Here is a 15580-nt window from a genome sequence, read left to right as displayed (position 1 = left end):
GCGCTCCAGCCCATGCTGGACGCCAGCGTGGGCCATTCGGACCTGGCTTATGCATTCATTCAAGACTCGGCCGGCAACGTGGTGGCCCACACCTTCCCGGACGGCTTCCCGGACGCGCTGAAGGAGGCGGTCGCCACCGCGGGCGCGGGCTCGGTGCTGGAAGCGGACGCCGGGGGCGTCCGCCTGCGCGCCATGGACGTGGTGGCGCCGGTGGCCGGTGGCCGCCTGGGCTCGGTGCACGTGGGCGTGTCCCGGGACCACATCGACGAACTGGTGTCCGCGCTGCGCGTCCGGATGGTGGGCTTCGCGGCGCTGCTGGTGGCCCTGGGCGTGGCGGTGTCCGCGCTGTTCGGCCGCAGCATCGTCGGCCCGTTGAAGAGTCTGACGGAGGTGGCCGGCCACATCGTGGAGTCCGGCGATTTGACGCGCCCCATCCAGGTGAAGAGCGGTGATGAGGTGGGCCGGCTGGCCAGCTCCTTCTCGCAGATGGTGGATCGGCTGCGCGAGGTGACGCTCAACCTCCAGCAGGCGGCAGTGGCACTCACCCAGTCCACCGAGCACCTGAATTCGTCGTCCACGGAGCAGGCGCAGACCATCTCCCGGCAGGCCGCGGCGCTGCAGGAGACGCAGGTGACGGCGCAGGAAATCAAGCAGACCTCCATGCTGGCCGCGCAGAAGGCGGAGAGCGTGCTGTCGGTGGCCGAGCGCGCCGACACGCTGGCCAAGTCCGGCGAGGCCTCCATCGAGCTCACCATGGCGGGGCTCAACGACATCCGCGTCCAGGTGGGGGAGATTGCCCAGAAAATCGTCGAGCTGGGCGAGCGCACGCAGCAGATTGGTGGCATCACCCAGACGGTGAAGGACCTGGCGGACCAGTCCAACATGCTGGCGCTCAACGCCGCCATCGAGTCCGTCCGCTCCGGCGAGCACGGCAAGGGCTTCGGCGTGGTGGCGCGCGAAATCCGCGCCCTGGCGGACCAGTCCATCGAAGCCACCACGCGCGTGCGCGAGCTGCTGGACGACATCGCCAACCAGGTGACGTTGGCGGTGCGAATCACGGAGCGCGGCGCCGAGCGCATGGAGTCGGGCCTGGCCCAGGTGCGCACCAGCGGGCAGAACCTGCGCGAGCTGTCCTCCATCGTCCAGGACAACGCCGCCGCCGTCCGGCAGATTGCCGCCGCCGTCAGCCAGCAGAACGTGGGCATCAACCAAATCACCCTGGCGGTGAATGACTTGTCCAAGATGATGGACGAGACGGTGGCTCGCATCGGCTCCACCGGCGAGGCCGCCACCACGCTGCAAATCATCTCCGAGCAGCTCTCCAGCGCGGTGAAGAGCTACCGCGTCGAGTAGTCGCTCGCCCGCTGTCACGGGCGGACAGACGAAGGCCCCGGCTCCCAGGGAAGGGGACCGGGGCCTTGTCATGTCCGCAGCCAGCGCGGGCAGGGGGCTATGCCACCTCGGCGGTGGCGGGCTCCGTGCGCAGCTTGAGGCTGTCGTCCGCCACGTCGTAGTGGGCGGTGCCGCCATTCTTCAGGTCCCCGAAGAGGAGCGCCTGGGCGAGCGGCTTCTTCAGCGAGTTGTCCACCAGCCGGGCCATGGGCCGCGCGCCGAAGGCCGGGTCATAGCCGTGCTCGGCCAGCCACGCGCGGGCGGCGGGCGTCAGCGCCAGCTTCACCTTCTTCTCGTCCAGCATCTTCTGGAGCAGGCGCACTTCCTTGTCCACGACCTTGAGGATGACCTCGGGCGGGAGGCCGGAGAAGAGAATCCACCCGTCCAGGCGGTTGCGGAATTCCGGCGTGAAGGTGCGCTCAATCGCCTTCTTCGCGCGGGTGGCGTCCACCGGCTTCGCGAGGTCCCCGAAGCCAATGGCCTTGGTGCTCATCTCCTGGGCGCCCGCGTTGGTGGTGAGGATGAGGACGATGTTGCGGAAGTCGGCCTTGCGGCCGTTGTTGTCCGTCAGCGTCGCGTGGTCCATGACCTGGAGCAGGATGTTGAAGAGGTCCGGGTGGGCCTTCTCGATTTCATCCAGCACCACCACCGAGTAGGGGTGCTTGCGCACGGCGTCCGTGAGCAGGCCGCCCTGGTCGAAGCCGACGTAGCCCGGCGGCGCGCCGATGAGCCGGCTCACCGTGTGCTTCTCCGAGTACTCGCTCATGTCGTAGCGCAGGAACTCCACGCCCAGCGACTGCGCCAGTTGCTTGGCCAGCTCCGTCTTGCCCACGCCCGTGGGGCCGGAGAAGAGGAACGAACCAATGGGCTTCTCCGGCGCGCGCAGTCCGGAGCGCGCCAGCATGATGGCGCTGACCAGGTCCTTGATGGCCGAGTCCTGTCCGTAGATGACGCCTTGGAGCTCCTTCTCCAGATTCTGGAGCTGCACGCCCTCGCTGGCGGACACGCTCTTGGCGGGGATGCGCGCCATCTTCGCGACGACGGCCTCCACGTCCGCGCCGCTGACGGTGTTGGAGCGCTGGCCCTCCGGCTTGAGCCGCTCGGCCGAGCCCGTCTCGTCGATGACGTCGATGGCCTTGTCCGGCAGGAACCGGTCGTTGATGTGTTTGGCGGACAGCTCCGCCGCCGCGCGGATGGCCTCGGGTTGGTACTTCACCCCGTGGTGCTCCTCGTAGCGGCTCTTCAGCCCCTCCAGGATGAGGATGGTGTCCTCGACGGAGGGCTCACCCACCTCAATCTTCTGGAAGCGGCGTGACAGGGCCCGGTCCCGCTCGAAGGCGGACTTGTACTCCTGGTACGTCGTCGAGCCGATGCAGCGCAGCCGCCCGCTGGCCAGCGCGGGCTTGAGCAGGTTGGACGCGTCCATGGAGCCGCCACTGGTGGCGCCCGCGCCGACGATGGTGTGGATTTCGTCGATGAAGAGGATGGCGTTCTGCTGCTCCTTCAGGGCCTTGAGCACGCCCTTGAGCCGCTCCTCGAACTGGCCGCGGAACTTGGTGCCCGCGAGCAGCGCGCCCATGTCCAGCGAGTAGACGATGGCGTCCTTCAGGACCTCCGGCACGCGGCCTTCGTGGATGTGCAGCGCCAGCCCTTCGGCGATGGCCGTCTTGCCCACGCCCGCCTCACCCACATAGAGCGGGTTGTTCTTCCGGCGGCGGCAGAGCACCTGGATGGTGCGCTCCAGCTCCTTCTCGCGGCCGATGAGCGGGTCGATGCGCCCCTCCTTGGCCTCGATGTTGAGCTGCACCGTGTAGGCCTCGAGTGGGCTCTTCTTCGGGGACTCGCCCTCGTCGTCGTCGCCCGCGGGGGTGGCGTGGCCGGCGCTCTCCTCGCCCTCACCTTCACCCTCGCCGTCCTTGGTGACGCCGTGGGAGATGTAGTTGAGCAAATCCAACCGGGTGACGCCCTCCTGCTGGAGCAGGTAGAGCGCGTGGCTCTCGTCCTCGCGGAAGAGGGCCACCAGCACGTCCCCACCGTCGATGAGCTTCTGCTCGGCGGACAGCGCGTGCATGGCGGCGCGGTGGAGCACCCGCTCCACGCCGATGGTCTGCTGCGGCTCGGCGTCCACGCCTTCTGGCAGGCGTTCAACCGTCTCCTCCAGGAAGGAGACCAGGCGCTCCTGGAGTTGCTTCACGTTGGCGCCGCACCCCTTGAGGACTTCGCGCGTGCGCGCGTCCCTGGTGAGCGCCAGGAGCAGGTGTTCCAGCGTCAGGTACTCGTGGCGCATCTTCCGCGCCTCGTCCAGGGCGGTGCGGAAGCTGGCCTGCAACTCTTTGGCAATCAGCGGTCCTGCCACGTTTCAACCTTCCTCGGGTTCCATGGAGAGTCGCAGCGGCATGTCGTTCTCCTGCGCCGCGGCCTCCACCGTCTGAATCTTCGTTTCGGCGACGTCGTACGTATAGACGCCGGCTACCCCGACACCGTTGTAATGAACGTGCAGCATGATCTGCACGGCATCCGTCTCCGACTTGTGGAAGACCTCCTTGAGCACGGCCACGACGAACTCCCGGGTCGTGTAGTTGTCGTTGTGCAGGAGCACCTTGTAGAGCGGCGGTTTCTTGAGCTTCTGCTTGGGGGCGGACTCCGTGATGACGGAGGTGTCGTGCTCATGCTTCTGCGCCATAAGTCGTTCGGACTCCCTTTGCTGAACGGGCGGGGGATTTTCAGTCCCCCTCCTTGAAACCAGTCTCCGCCCGCCACTGGGGCAGGCTTCCTTCGACGGCTGCCCGCTCGTGGGCCAGGAAGCCGCGCACGGCCCTGTCCATGCCCGGGTGGAGGAGCAGGTGCGCACTGTACGTGAGGCGCGGCTCGAATCCCCGGGTGAGCTTGTGCTCTCCACCCGCGCCCGGCTCGAAGCGCTCCAGTCCGGAGGTGATGCCCTCCGAGATGGGGTGGTACAGGCAGACGTTGAAGTGAAGGAAGGGGTGCTCCTCGAAGCAGCCCCAGTAACGGCCATAGAGAACGTTGGCACCGGTGAAGTTGAACGCACCGGCCACCAGTCGGCCTTCCCGGCGGGCCTCCACCCACTCGCAGCGGTGCCGGAAGCGGGCGAGCATGCGAGCGAAGAATTCCGGGGTGAGGAAGCGCTGGCCCCACGGATACTTGTCCACCGTGGTGGCGTACAGGCCGTAGACGGTGTCCGCGTCCGCGTCCGCCAGCGCGTCCCCGCGCAGGGTGCGGACCTCGATGCCGTGCTCGGTCGGGGCCCGCAGCTCCCGGCGCAGCTGGTTGCGGCGCTTGGCGTGGAAGCGGGCGAGGAAGTCCTCCAGCGTCCGGTAGCCCTGGTTGCGCCAGTGGTACTGCACGCCCAGCCGCACGGCGAAGCCCTGGGCCACCAGGGCGGGCAGTTCCTCCTCGGTGGGGAAGAGGACGTGGATGCCGGACAGGCGCTCGGCCCGGGCGAACTCCTGGGCGGCGGCGTACAGCTCCGCCTCGCGCGCGGCGCGGTCCTCGCCCGGGGCCACCAGCACGCGGCGCCCGGTGGCGGGGGTGAAGGGGACGGCGAGCACGAGCTTCGGGTAGTAGGGCAGGCCCGCGCGCTCCGCGGCGGTGGCCCAGGGGCTGTCGAAGACGAACTCGCCGTCGCTGTCGTCCTTGAGATAGGCGGGCGCGGCGGCCACCAGGCGCGAGCCGCGCCAGAGCGTCAGGTGCCGGGGGTGCCAGCCCCGCGCCGGCACCGCGCAGCCGCTCTCCTCCATCGCGGTGAGGAAGGTCCACTCCAGGAACGGCGTGGCCTGGGCGTCCACCAGCGCATCCCACGTGGCGCGGGGGATGTCGGTGAGGGAGCGCAGGATTCGCAGCGTGGTGGGGAGCGGTGTCGACATCGTCGGGGCCTGGGCCAGGGCCAGGGCGAGCCTATAACGATGCGCGCCCACTGCTGCCACGGCCGTCCGGGCGCTACTTCCCGCGAGTCAGCTCCGCGGCGAGGAAGCGTCCGGCTTCCGCCAGTCCTTCCTCCCCCCGGCGGCGTCCCTCGTCCGATTCCATGACCCGCCGCGCGGCGTCACCCGCGGTGCCCACCTCCAGGTCCACCAGGATGAAGAAGGCGCTGAGCGCCGGACCCACGGGGGCGATGCGTCCCGGCCGCAGGGGCCGCTCACTCAAGGTGGCGGCCACCTTCTCCACCAGCCCGTCGTCGGTGAGCCGCTTCGCCTTGCCGCGCATGGCGGTCCACGTGACATCCAGCAACGTGGGCAGCATCCGTCCGGAGAGCGCGCTGGACAGCCGCTGCGCTGCTTCTTCCTCGTCGATGTGGTGGGCCTGCGCGTAGGTGGGGACGAGCTTCGCCACCACCACGGCGCGGGTGGCGAGATGGGCGAGTCTGGGCGGGTAGGACACGCGGGGCTCCATGGCGGGGCTGGCGGGCTACCAGCGCACGAACAGACGGTACCCCCCGCTGCTGCGCTCCTCCACGGAGATTCGAGGCCGGGCGTTGGCCATCTCCAACATTCCTTCCAGGCCCCCCGCCATCAGCTCGGGCCGGTTGTAGCGGTCCGACAGGGAGAGGCGGCGGCCGCGCTCGCCTTCGGAGGACATCGAGACGTCCACGTCCGAGCGGCCCATCATCGCCAGGTAGCGAGGCACCCGCTCCAGGGCCTGCGCAGGCCCAATCATGGGCAGGGCCACCGCGGCCACGCGGCCTACCAGCGTCTGCGCGAAGCCGAAGACGCCCTGGCGGCCCAGTTGCCGGTAGGCGTCCTCGTCACCGAGCTCCGCGTATCGCTCCCGCCGTGCCAGGGCCACCGCCCGCTGCCAGAGCGCAATGGGGTAGTCCAACTCCGGCTTTCGGCTGTCGTACCCCAGCGCCTCCAGTTCCTGGGCCAGCCGGCCCTCCGCCTGGAGACCCCGCACGAAGAACCCCTCGAACACGCTGGCGGGCACGCGGGGCGGTGGCGGGGACATGCCCCCAGTCTACGCTAAATCCACTATGAGTTCATGTATTTCTGGGATTGCGGGTTGGTGCCGGAGTGGAGGGTACGGGGGCGAGGGCGATTGCCAGCCCGCGACCCGGGTTGCTATGGGGCCGCGAGCGCCTTAGAGGAGTCGTCCAAGGAGATTTGAATGTCGGTGAACATCCAGCTCGAGTGGACCCCGAACCCCAGCACGCTGAAGTACGTGGTGGACCGGCGGTTGTTGGCGGGCGGGGCGGTGAACTTCACGAACCCCGAGGACGCCCAGGCGAAGTCCCCGTTGGCGCGCAAGCTGATGGACGTGCGCGGCGTCACGGCGGTGATGATTGGCACCAACTTCGTGACGGTGACGAAGGGGGAAGAGGGCGAGTGGGACGAGCTCAATGACGAGGTCATGTCCGCGCTGGACACCCACCTGACGGCCAACGAGCCGGTGGTGGACGAGGCGGCGCTGGCGGCGGCCCGCGAGGCGGCGGGACCGTCCGGTGGTGGCACGGTTGAAGGGCGCATCCAGGACATCCTGGACAACGAAATCCGCCCGGCGGTGGCCATGGACGGTGGTGACATCACCCTGGACCGCTTCGAGGACGGCATCGTCTACCTGCACATGAAGGGGGCGTGCGCGGGATGCCCGTCGTCCACGGCGACGCTGAAGATGGGAATCGAGGGGCGCCTGCGGGAAATGATTCCCGAGGTCCTCGAGGTGGTGTCCGTCTGAGGCGCAACGTCAAAGCCTCGCAGGTCCGGCGGGAGCTGCTGCCGGACCAGTCCCCCGCGCTGCTGCGCGAGCTGCATCTGCTCACGCGCGAGGGGCACCTCAACGCGGACGCGCTGCGCAAGCTCAAGCAGGTGAACCACCTGATGGGCTTGCTGCGTCCCGCCGTGGAGGATGTCCAGGCGCGCCACCCGAACGCGGTGATGGTGGACGCGGGCAGCGGCAACGCCTACCTGGGCTTCGTCCTCTACGAGCTGTTCCTCAAGGGCTCCGCCAGCGGCACGCTGCTGTCCATTGAAGGCCGGCCGGACCTGACGGAGCGGGCCCAGGGCCGCGCCCAACGGCTGGGCTTCACGCGGATGCAGTTCCAGACGGCGCACATCGACACGGCGCAGTACCCAGAGCGCATCCACCTGCTGATGGCGCTGCACGCGTGTGACACGGCCACCGATGATGCACTCGTCGCGGCCATCCGCCATGGCGCGGACCACGTCGCGGTGGTGCCGTGCTGCCAGGCGGAGGTGGCCGCGCAGCTCAAGGAGAAGCGCCCCGTCGTGGCCAGCAGCGGCAGCATGTCACTGCTGTACGCGCATGCCTGGCACCGGCGCGAGTTCGGCTCGCACCTGACGAACGTCATCCGCGCGCTGACGCTGGAGGCTTTCGGCTACCAGGTGACGGTGACGGAGCTGACGGGCTGGGAGCACTCGCTGAAGAACGAGCTGATTCTGGGGCGCCGCGTACACCGGGAGAACCGGCGCGCGCGCATGCAACTGGAGCGGCTGTTGGCGGAGACCGGGGTGAATCCCAAGCTGACGCGTGAGCTGGGCGTGAAGCCGGCGGTGTCGGCCGCGGTGGAGACTGTCTCCGCGCCGGAGCCGGATGTCTCCGAAGAGGCCTCCGAGCACGTCGTCGCGCGCTGAACGCGGGCGTCTGCCATGTCGACGCGGCCTGTCACGGCGCAGGTCAGGTCCCATGAGCGCCAACTGTGCCTTCTCGGCGCGGTGCCCCTCCCACTGCGGCGGTGACAGGGACGCTTGCCTCAACGAAGTCGCCCCACCCTCGGGGGGCGTCCCTGGGGGAAGCTCTGCTCTGCGTGTCCGGGAACGGTAGATGCGCGGGGGCGGCGCGTTCGGAGAGCTTGCTGTTCGGAAATGTCGGGAGATTTCGTGGCGCAAAACTCCCGACATTTCCGAACAGCGAGGTCGGGAGCCCTCACCGGGGGCCCGCGTCGATGGTGCTCCGGGCGTCGCGGCGCCCTCGTGCAGCGCGGGCTTGCGGGCGAGATACGCGAAGTCAGAAGGGAGCCGGCCGCTCCAGCGTGAGGCGCTGCCCCGTGACAGGGTGCTGGAACGACAGGGCCTCCGCATGCAGATGCAATCGGGGCCCCGGGTGGCCATAGAGGCGGTCTCCGACGATGGGCGCGCCAAGGCCAAGCGGATGGGCCGCGTGGACGCGCAACTGGTGCGTCCTCCCGGTGAGCGGGAAGAGGGCCACCTTCGTGCGGCCGTGGCTGCGTTCAAGCACGTGCCACTCCGTCACCGCGGGCTTGCCGTGCACGGGGTCGTGAATCTGCCGGGGCCGGTCGTCCAAGTCCACGCGCATGGGAAAGTCGATAGTGCCGCGTTCGCCCTGGACGTTGCCTTCGACCCATGCGGCGTAGCGCTTGTGCACCTCGCGCCCGGCGAACTGGCGTTGCAAGGCCGCGTAGGTGCGCGCGTCCTTCGCCGCGACGAGCAGCCCCGACGTGTCCAGGTCGAGCCGGTGCGCGAGCATCGTCCCCGCTGCTTCCGGAGCTCTCGCGCGCAGCCGGGCCAGCACGGAGTCCTCCACCGAGACGTCCTTCGCGGGCACGGAGAGCAGGCCCTCCGGCTTCTCCACCACCACGAGCCATTCGTCCTCGAAGACAATGTCCAGCCCTCGTGATGGCAGCACGGGCACCGTGAAGGGCCGGGGCGCGGAGACAGGGAGACCGTCCAGCATGTACGGCAGCAGCGGCCCGCACTTGTCCTTGCAAGCGGGGTAGTACGCGCCGGCGGCCCGGCCTCCCGCGGGAGGCGGAGCCCCCCACCAGAACTCGGCGAGCGCGAGCGGACGGAAGCCCTGGGTGAGGGCATGCGCCAGGAGCTTGGGCCCGGCGCAGTCCGCCGCGCCCGATGGGGGCTCGCCTCTGGCGTAGAGGCCGCGCAGGTGCCGGTGTTCTCCGCGAGCATTGGGCACCACGTAGGTGTCGTGCAGGCGCTTCATCAGCGCACGGCAGACGATGCGCCGCAGTCGCTCCATGGCGCGAAGCCGCCGCTCCATGCGGTCCCGCTGGGGCGCGAGCGCCCGCTGCGCCTCGTCGTGTTCCGCCTCCAGTCTCCGCAGTTCCGCCTTGTCCCCCCGGCTTTCCTGGTCGAGCGCATGCAGCGCCGCTCGTTTCGCCTCCTCACTCAGCGAGTCCGAGGCCATGACGTCCGTGCGCCTCGCATGGCGCTGCTTCTTCCGGGCGTCGTGTGTGGCGCGCAGCGCCGCGCGGGCCTCGGTGTGGCGCGCTTGCAACGCGTCGTGCGCGGTCAGGACGGAGGCGCGCTCGGGGGACTGGCGGAAGGACGCCTCACGGGCCATCAGGCGCTTCACCAATGCGTCACCCGCGGGCTCCAGCCGCTCGCGCTCATCACGGGCGAAGAGGGGCGGCGCGAAACCGGGGAGGTCCCATCGCCCGCCAAGCATGCCCGAGAAGGCGCGGAGGAATCCGACACGTCCGTCAGGCGCCTGGACCACGAGGATGCCGAACATCTTTCCACCCTCGGACGTGTCGAGGCACGAGGCCTCGAGTCCAGGCGCGAGGTGGCCTGCCCGGAGCTCCCGCTGGAGCCATTCCGCTGCCCGGCGCGCCAGCGCGTGGGGCGCGCCCTCATCGAAGGGGTTTGGGAAGCGCCCGGGGAGTTCGTCCGCGAGGGGCTTCGGCTCGAAGGGCGTGAACCACGTTTCCACAGGCCCGCGTTACCACGGCACGGCGGCGCGGCGCATCCGGATGGCGGCCTTCGTGGGCGCTCCACCGAGGACTCGGCGCTTGCCCCCCGAGCGGCGGGGCGGTCATCGTTCCTTAATCGGGGCCGGATTGCCCGGCTGTCTCGGACGCGAAGCCGGCGCGCATCGGCGTATCCAGGGGCCTTGCTGTAGCGGATGACCTCGAACGCATTACATGGGCCTCACGTCACATCCAGCCCCGACAGCAGCAGTCGGCACTTGAGCCCGCCGTTCTTCACCGGAAGGCTTCGCGCACCCGTCAGTCCCAGCGCCTTCACCAGCGCCGCCTCATCCGGAAGGATGACTGCCGCGCGCCACCCCGCGAAGCCCTGGCGCAGCGTGTTCCCCAGGGCCCGGTACAGCGCGGGCAGGTCTTCGGCTTCGCCCACGCGCTTGCCATAGGGCGGATTCACAACCACCAACCCCGGGCCTTTCACGGGCGCCTTCAGCGTCCGCGCGTCCTGCCGCTCCAACGCGAGTGTCACCCCCGCGCGCCGGGCATTGCGCCGCGCCGTTCCCAGCGAGCCCGCGTTGATGTCGTAGCCGTGAATCGCCGCTCCTGGCGCGGGCAGCGCGTCCGCCTCCGCGCGCGCCTTGCGCCCGGCCCAGGCCTGGGCATCGAAGGAGGGGAAGGACTCGAAGGCGAAGGCGCGCAGCAGTCCTGGCGCCCGGCGCATGGCCATCCACGCGGCCTCCACCAGGAAGGTGCCCGAGCCGCACATCGGGTCCACCAGGGGCTGCGTGCCGTCGTAGCCGGCCAGCCGGAGGATGCCCGCCGCCAGCGTCTCACGCAGGGGCGCGCGGCTCACTTCCTGGCGGTAGCCCCGGCGGTGCAGCGCATCCCCGCTGGTGTCGGCGCTCACGGTGAACGCGTCGCCATCCACCCGCACCAGCAACGTCAGGCCTGGGCCTCCGCCCTCTTCATCGAGCGGCCCCGCGCGCTCCACCGAGGGCACGTTCCACGCATACGCCGCCGCGGAGAACACCACGTCGGGCCCTGGCACGGGGGAGCGGTTCAGGCTCACCGACAGCTTCGGTGGCGAGCGCCCATCCCAGACGTGAGACAGGTCCAGTTCAGCCAGCCGGTCGGAGAGGGTGTCGGAGTCTCCCGCGCGGAAGTGGCCCAGGCGCAGCAGCACCCGGCTGGCGCAGCGAAGGCGCAGGTTGGCGTCCTGGTGCAGGCCGGCCGGGCCCTCCAGCTCCACGCCACCGTCCACGCGGCGGGGCTTCCAGCCCAGCGCGGAGGCTTCTGCCTCCAGGGCGGGCTCCAGGCCGGGGAGGGTGGAGACAAAGAGCTGTTCGTCGGTGCGGGCGCGTGTCACGGGAGCGTCCATTGTCCGCGTCCCGGCGCGCGCCGCAATGCTTCATTCAGGACGCGGGCGCGGAAGGCCGCTCCAGGTCCGGGGCTGGAGCCGCCGGAGCGGAGGTATCCGCGTAGAAGCCGCGGTACTCGGGCGGCAGCAGCTCCGCCACCCGGCGCATCATCGCATCCACCAGGGCCTGCCGCGGGTCCTCGGCGCCCGCCACCTCGGCCTCCAGCGCCTCCACACGGAAGGGCGGGCCGAAGCGCACGAAGACGTCGGCTTTGAAGAGCCGCTCGCCGCCCATGTCCGAGTCGTTGATGGGCATCAGCTTCTCCGTGCCCTGCAACGCCACCGGCACCACGGGCACGCCCGCGCGCTTGGCAATCAGCGACAGGCCCTTCTTCGCCTGGGTGAGGGTGCCCGTGCGGCTGCGCGCGCCTTCCGGGAAGATGAGCACCGACTTGCCGGCCTTGAGGGTGTCCAGCGCCCGCCGCATCGCCTCGATGTCGGGCGAGTTGGGCTTGATGGCGATGGTCTCCATCGTCTCCGAAGCCAGGCGCGTCATCACCGTGCTCTTCAGCTTCACCCCGGCCAGGAAGACGACCTTGCGCGGCCGGAAGGCCCGGTCCAGCGTGAAGCCGTCCGCGTTGGACAGGTGGTTGCAGAGAAAGAGACAGGGTTGGTCCGGGATGTTCTCCCGCCCCAGGACCTTCTCGTTCGCCAGGGTGTCCCAGACGCCGTTCATCAGGGCGCGGACCATCTGCTGGCGGGCGCCTTCTGGCAGCTTCGACATCAGGAAGAAGAGAATGCGCAGCACGTGTCGGTCGCCTCTAGCTCAGGGGGGCAGTCGTCGCAGGCCCTCAACGCTCCACCCGCAGATGTAGTTCTGACAAGTGTCGCGCGTCAGCACCCCTCCTGTCCCGGCGCCTCGCCTGGCGGGCGAGCCGTCGTACAGCCAACGCTCATGTGGGACTGGGGGGCGGGACGGTTTTTCCTTCCCCTCTTCCCACCCTCCATGCGGGTTGGCTATGGGAGGGCGCATGAGTCTGGTCGAAGCCCGCGCGTCGCGCGCCAGGAAGCCCGTGGAATACGAGGTCACCGTCGACCACGTGCGGATGGACACGCACGACACGGCGACGCTGTTCCTGGATTTCGGCGGAGTCCCGGTGGATTACAAGGCCGGGCAGTTCCTCAACATCGACCCGCACCAGTTCCCCGCCTTGGGCCGCCTGTCGGCCTACCTCCAGGAGCAGAAGGGGCGGAAGGAGCCGCAGCGTTCCTACTCGCTCGCCTCCGCGCCACACGAGCCGCTGGTGGCCATCACCGTGAAGGACGAGGAGTTCGTCCCCGGCCTCACCCGCTATCCGCCGCTCTTGTCGCCCTACCTCGTGCATGGCCGGCTCACCGGCGCGCGGATGAAGGTGATGGCCTTCATGGGGCCCTACGTGCTGCCGGAGGACGTGGAGGAGCGCACGGAGCACGTCGTCCATTTGGTGGCCGGCTCCGGCGCGGTGCCCAACTTCGCCATCCTCAAGGACGCACTCCACCGGGGGTTGAAGCTGCGCCACACCTTCCTCTTCTCCAACAAGACGTGGGGGGACGTGCTGTACGGCGAAGAGCTGGCCGCCCTGGAGCGCCAGCACCCGGACCGCGTGCGCGTGGTGCACACGCTCACCCGTGAGACGGATGAGTCGCGCTTCGGCGCCGCCGTGCGGAAGGGCCGCGTCCACCAGTCCCTGCTGGAGGAGCTGATTCAGGACCGGGATACGTGCCTGGTGTACGCCTGCGGCCCGGCGATTACGCCGTGGGACCGGCGCAAGGCGCTGGAGACGCGCACGCCCTCCACGCCGCGCTTCATGGAGACGGTGCTGGGCCACCTCCACGCGCTGGGCATCGAGGACAAGCGCATCAAACGGGAGACATACGGCTAGGCGCTCGCGGCAGCCACAGCTCGAAGCGAGCACCGCCGCGAGTCCGGCTGCTGGCGCGCACGCTGCCCTCATGCGCCAGCACCACGCGCCGGACAATGGCCAGCCCCAGCCCCCGTCCGTTGGCGCGGGTGAGGAAGAAGGGCTGGAAGACGCGCTGCGGGTCCACGTCGGGAATGCCGGGCCCTTCGTCCTCCACCACCAGGCGCACGCCTCCGTCCGCGGGCTCCACCGTCATCCGTACCTTGCCGCCCGCGGGTGAGGCCTGCACGGCGTTGCGCACCAGGTGCGTCACCGCCAGTTGGAGCAGCGTCTCGTCCCCTTCGAGTGGAGGCGTCTCCGCGGCCTCGTCCACGCTGAAGCGCAGCGTGGGGGCGTCCGGCGGGCCATGCATCTGCCCCAGCGCCCGGCGCACCAGCTCGCCCAACTGCACGGGGCGGGGGCGCGGCTCCAGCGGGCGCACCACGTCCAGCAGGTCCCGGACGATGTCCTCCAGCCGGATGGCCTCCTCCTCCAGCATGCCCACCGCGGCTTGTCCCGTGGGCCCCAGGTGGGCCTCGCGGCGCAGCACCGCCACCGCGTTGAGGATGGCGCCCAGGGGATTGCGCACCTCGTGGGCCACGACGCCCGCGGCCTCGCCCAGCACCTCCAGCCGCTCGCGCGCCACCAGCTCGTCCTGGAGCCGGGACACCTCCTCCAGCCGCACCGCGGACATCTGGTGGTGGCGCACGTTCTCCAGCGCGCCGCCCACCAACTGCGCGAACAGCTCCAGGGTGCTGGCGCCCGCGGGGGTGAGGGCGGGGCCCTGCACGGAGAGCACGCCGAACGGGTGCCCGTCCACGAGGATGGGCGCGTCCAGCCCGCGCATGTCCGGTGGATGCAACTGGCACACGGGGCTCTCCCCGTTGGCCGAAGGCGGGAAGCGCGCCACGCCGAGCATGTCGTGGTGGAAGGCCGCCTTGCGCCGCTCGAGCACCTCCAGGAAGTGCGGCAGCGCGGCGTTCGGAATGCGCACGTCCGCCAGGGGCATGCCGTAGAGCTGCTCGGCCTCGGCCACGATGAAGGGGCTCTGTCGCAGGGGCCCGTACCGGAAGGCGTCGCCGTCCACGTAGACGACGGACACGGAGAAGCCCTGGCGGTAGATGGCGTCCACGGCCGTCTCCAGCACCGACCGCTCGTCGCGGCAGCGCAGCATCGTCGCGGCGGCCGCCACCAACGCCTCCGTGAGGCGCCGCACGGAGTCCTCCGCTTCCGCCTCCAGCAGCACCACCACCAATTCGTCCGGGTGCGCTCCGGGCGCATGCCTCAGGGCCAGCGTGCGCTGGGGGCCGTTCACCGGCTGCACGCGCACCCACACGGGACCTTCGGGCAGCGGCCCACCGCGGACGAGGGATTCATACAGCGGCTCCACCCAGCCGCGTTCCGCGGGGACGAAGCGGCGGATGCTTTCGGAGAGCGACAGGGCTTCCAGCTCCGACGCTGGAACGCCCAGCAGGGTGGCGAGCGCCGCGTTGACCCGTAGCACCTGTTCGCCGCGGATGAGGGCGGTGGGGAGCGGCATCGCTTCAAGCAGCCGGTATTCGGCGGAGGCGGTGGACACGACGGTCATCCTCTGAGTCCACCGCACCGTCCGCAAGGGAACTTCAGCGGAGCCGGCGTCGGTGGACGCAATGGGTTTTTCCGCACCCCGTATGGAAGGGCGAGGGGCAACACTCGGAGGGCACGATGATGAACTTCAAGAACCTGATGGACCGCGATGACCTGGAGTTGAAGGCTGTCATGGCCGTGATGGCGGTCTACGTGATGATGGGCGCCGTCTTCCTGGGGCAGATGCTGTAGCGCCTGGCCTCAGGGCTTCTTCTTCAGGTCCTTTGCGCGAGCCAGGTACTTCTGCACGAACTCCTTCTCCTCCGGGCGAAGGTGGCTCAGACGCAACCCGTAGCCGCGCGGGTTCTTTCCGTCCTCCAGCGAATTCTCCCAGATGACGGAGCTGCGGAGTGTCAGCACCCGGGGCGGCTCATCGAAGCGCAAGGTGAGTTCCACCAAGGTCCCCAGCCGCAGCGGCTTGTCCGTGGCGATGAACAGTCCGCCCGAGGACAGGTTGATGATGCGGTGGTCGGTGAAGATGCCCGCGTTCTGCAGCGTCACCTTCACGTCCGCGTGGATGCGGTCATCCGAACGCCGCTCCAGGCCGACGAACTCCGCGCTGGAATAGGTGGGCGCCGCCGCGGCCCGGCGCATGGCCGGGGCGGGCGGTGGCGG

Annotated in this window: 14 protein-coding genes; 4 read left to right on the top strand and 10 right to left on the bottom strand. The window is 69.7% G+C overall.

What is annotated here, in order from left to right:
* The coding region (locus tag FMQ63_RS35070; RefSeq protein WP_141276959.1) for a methyl-accepting chemotaxis protein at window positions 1-1353 on the top strand (1353 nt) is incomplete at its 5' end.
* 97 nt (window positions 1354-1450) lie between these two features.
* Here FMQ63_RS35070 and clpA read toward each other — a convergent pair.
* The 5 genes from clpA to FMQ63_RS35045 form a co-directional block, all read right to left on the bottom strand.
* Window positions 1451-3748: an ATP-dependent Clp protease ATP-binding subunit ClpA gene (clpA, locus tag FMQ63_RS35065; protein WP_011555975.1), complete on the bottom strand. Its 2298-nt coding sequence runs from the start codon at window positions 3746-3748 to the stop codon at window positions 1451-1453.
* Window positions 3749-3751: 3 nt separating this feature from the next.
* Window positions 3752-4075 (bottom strand): ATP-dependent Clp protease adaptor ClpS, encoded by a 324-nt coding sequence (locus FMQ63_RS35060; RefSeq protein ID WP_011555974.1) that lies wholly within the window; start codon window positions 4073-4075, stop codon window positions 3752-3754.
* A 40-nt stretch (window positions 4076-4115) separates the two neighbouring features.
* Entirely contained in the window at window positions 4116-5276 is a 1161-nt protein-coding gene (locus FMQ63_RS35055; RefSeq protein ID WP_044276555.1) for a GNAT family N-acetyltransferase, read from the bottom strand.
* A 73-nt stretch (window positions 5277-5349) separates the two neighbouring features.
* On the bottom strand, window positions 5350-5802 hold the full coding sequence (locus tag FMQ63_RS35050) for a hypothetical protein (RefSeq protein WP_011555972.1): 453 nt from the start codon (window positions 5800-5802) through the stop codon (window positions 5350-5352).
* Window positions 5803-5817: 15 nt separating this feature from the next.
* Complete coding sequence (locus tag FMQ63_RS35045) at window positions 5818-6354, bottom strand: DUF2378 family protein (RefSeq protein WP_011555971.1); 537 nt, start codon at window positions 6352-6354, stop codon at window positions 5818-5820.
* Window positions 6355-6513: 159 nt separating this feature from the next.
* Here FMQ63_RS35045 and FMQ63_RS35040 point away from each other — a divergent pair, with 159 nt between their 5' ends.
* Window positions 6514-7080, top strand: coding sequence for a NifU family protein (locus FMQ63_RS35040; RefSeq protein ID WP_011555970.1), 567 nt, complete (start codon window positions 6514-6516; stop codon window positions 7078-7080).
* The gene (locus FMQ63_RS35035) at window positions 6990-7997 is read left to right on the top strand and encodes an SAM-dependent methyltransferase (protein WP_020478856.1); all 1008 of its coding nucleotides are present in this window, start codon (window positions 6990-6992) and stop codon (window positions 7995-7997) included. Before FMQ63_RS35040 ends, FMQ63_RS35035 begins: the two co-directional genes overlap by 91 nt.
* Window positions 7998-8370: 373 nt before the next feature.
* Here FMQ63_RS35035 and FMQ63_RS35030 read toward each other — a convergent pair whose 3' ends face one another.
* The 3 genes from FMQ63_RS35030 to FMQ63_RS35020 form a co-directional block, all read right to left on the bottom strand.
* Entirely contained in the window at window positions 8371-10050 is a 1680-nt protein-coding gene (locus FMQ63_RS35030; RefSeq protein WP_011555968.1) for an RluA family pseudouridine synthase, read from the bottom strand.
* A gap of 218 nt (window positions 10051-10268) precedes the next feature.
* Window positions 10269-11420, bottom strand: coding sequence for a class I SAM-dependent RNA methyltransferase (locus tag FMQ63_RS35025; protein ID WP_011555967.1), 1152 nt, complete (start codon window positions 11418-11420; stop codon window positions 10269-10271).
* 34 nt (window positions 11421-11454) lie between these two features.
* A complete protein-coding gene (locus FMQ63_RS35020) occupies window positions 11455-12207 on the bottom strand; it encodes a 1-acyl-sn-glycerol-3-phosphate acyltransferase (protein WP_011555966.1) in 753 nt (250 codons plus the stop codon).
* A gap of 223 nt (window positions 12208-12430) precedes the next feature.
* Here FMQ63_RS35020 and FMQ63_RS35015 point away from each other — a divergent pair, with 223 nt between their 5' ends.
* Window positions 12431-13321, top strand: coding sequence for an oxidoreductase (locus tag FMQ63_RS35015; RefSeq protein ID WP_026114263.1), 891 nt, complete (start codon window positions 12431-12433; stop codon window positions 13319-13321).
* Here FMQ63_RS35015 and FMQ63_RS35010 read toward each other — a convergent pair.
* Together FMQ63_RS35010 and FMQ63_RS35005 are read right to left on the bottom strand one after the other, a co-directional pair.
* A complete protein-coding gene (locus FMQ63_RS35010; RefSeq protein WP_171452385.1) occupies window positions 13299-14927 on the bottom strand; it encodes an ATP-binding protein in 1629 nt (542 codons plus the stop codon). The genes FMQ63_RS35015 and FMQ63_RS35010 overlap by 23 nt on opposite strands.
* Window positions 14928-15166: 239 nt before the next feature.
* Window positions 15167-15580: TIGR02266 family protein (locus FMQ63_RS35005; protein WP_141276957.1), on the bottom strand; the 414-nt coding region annotated here is incomplete at its 5' end.

It is taken from the genome of Myxococcus sp. CA005, assembly GCF_006518205.1.
GTDB classification, from domain to species: Bacteria; Myxococcota; Myxococcia; order Myxococcales; family Myxococcaceae; genus Myxococcus; species Myxococcus xanthus.
The sequence above is the reverse complement of the archived record's forward strand: the minus strand, read 5'-3'. Positions and strand labels throughout refer to the sequence as shown.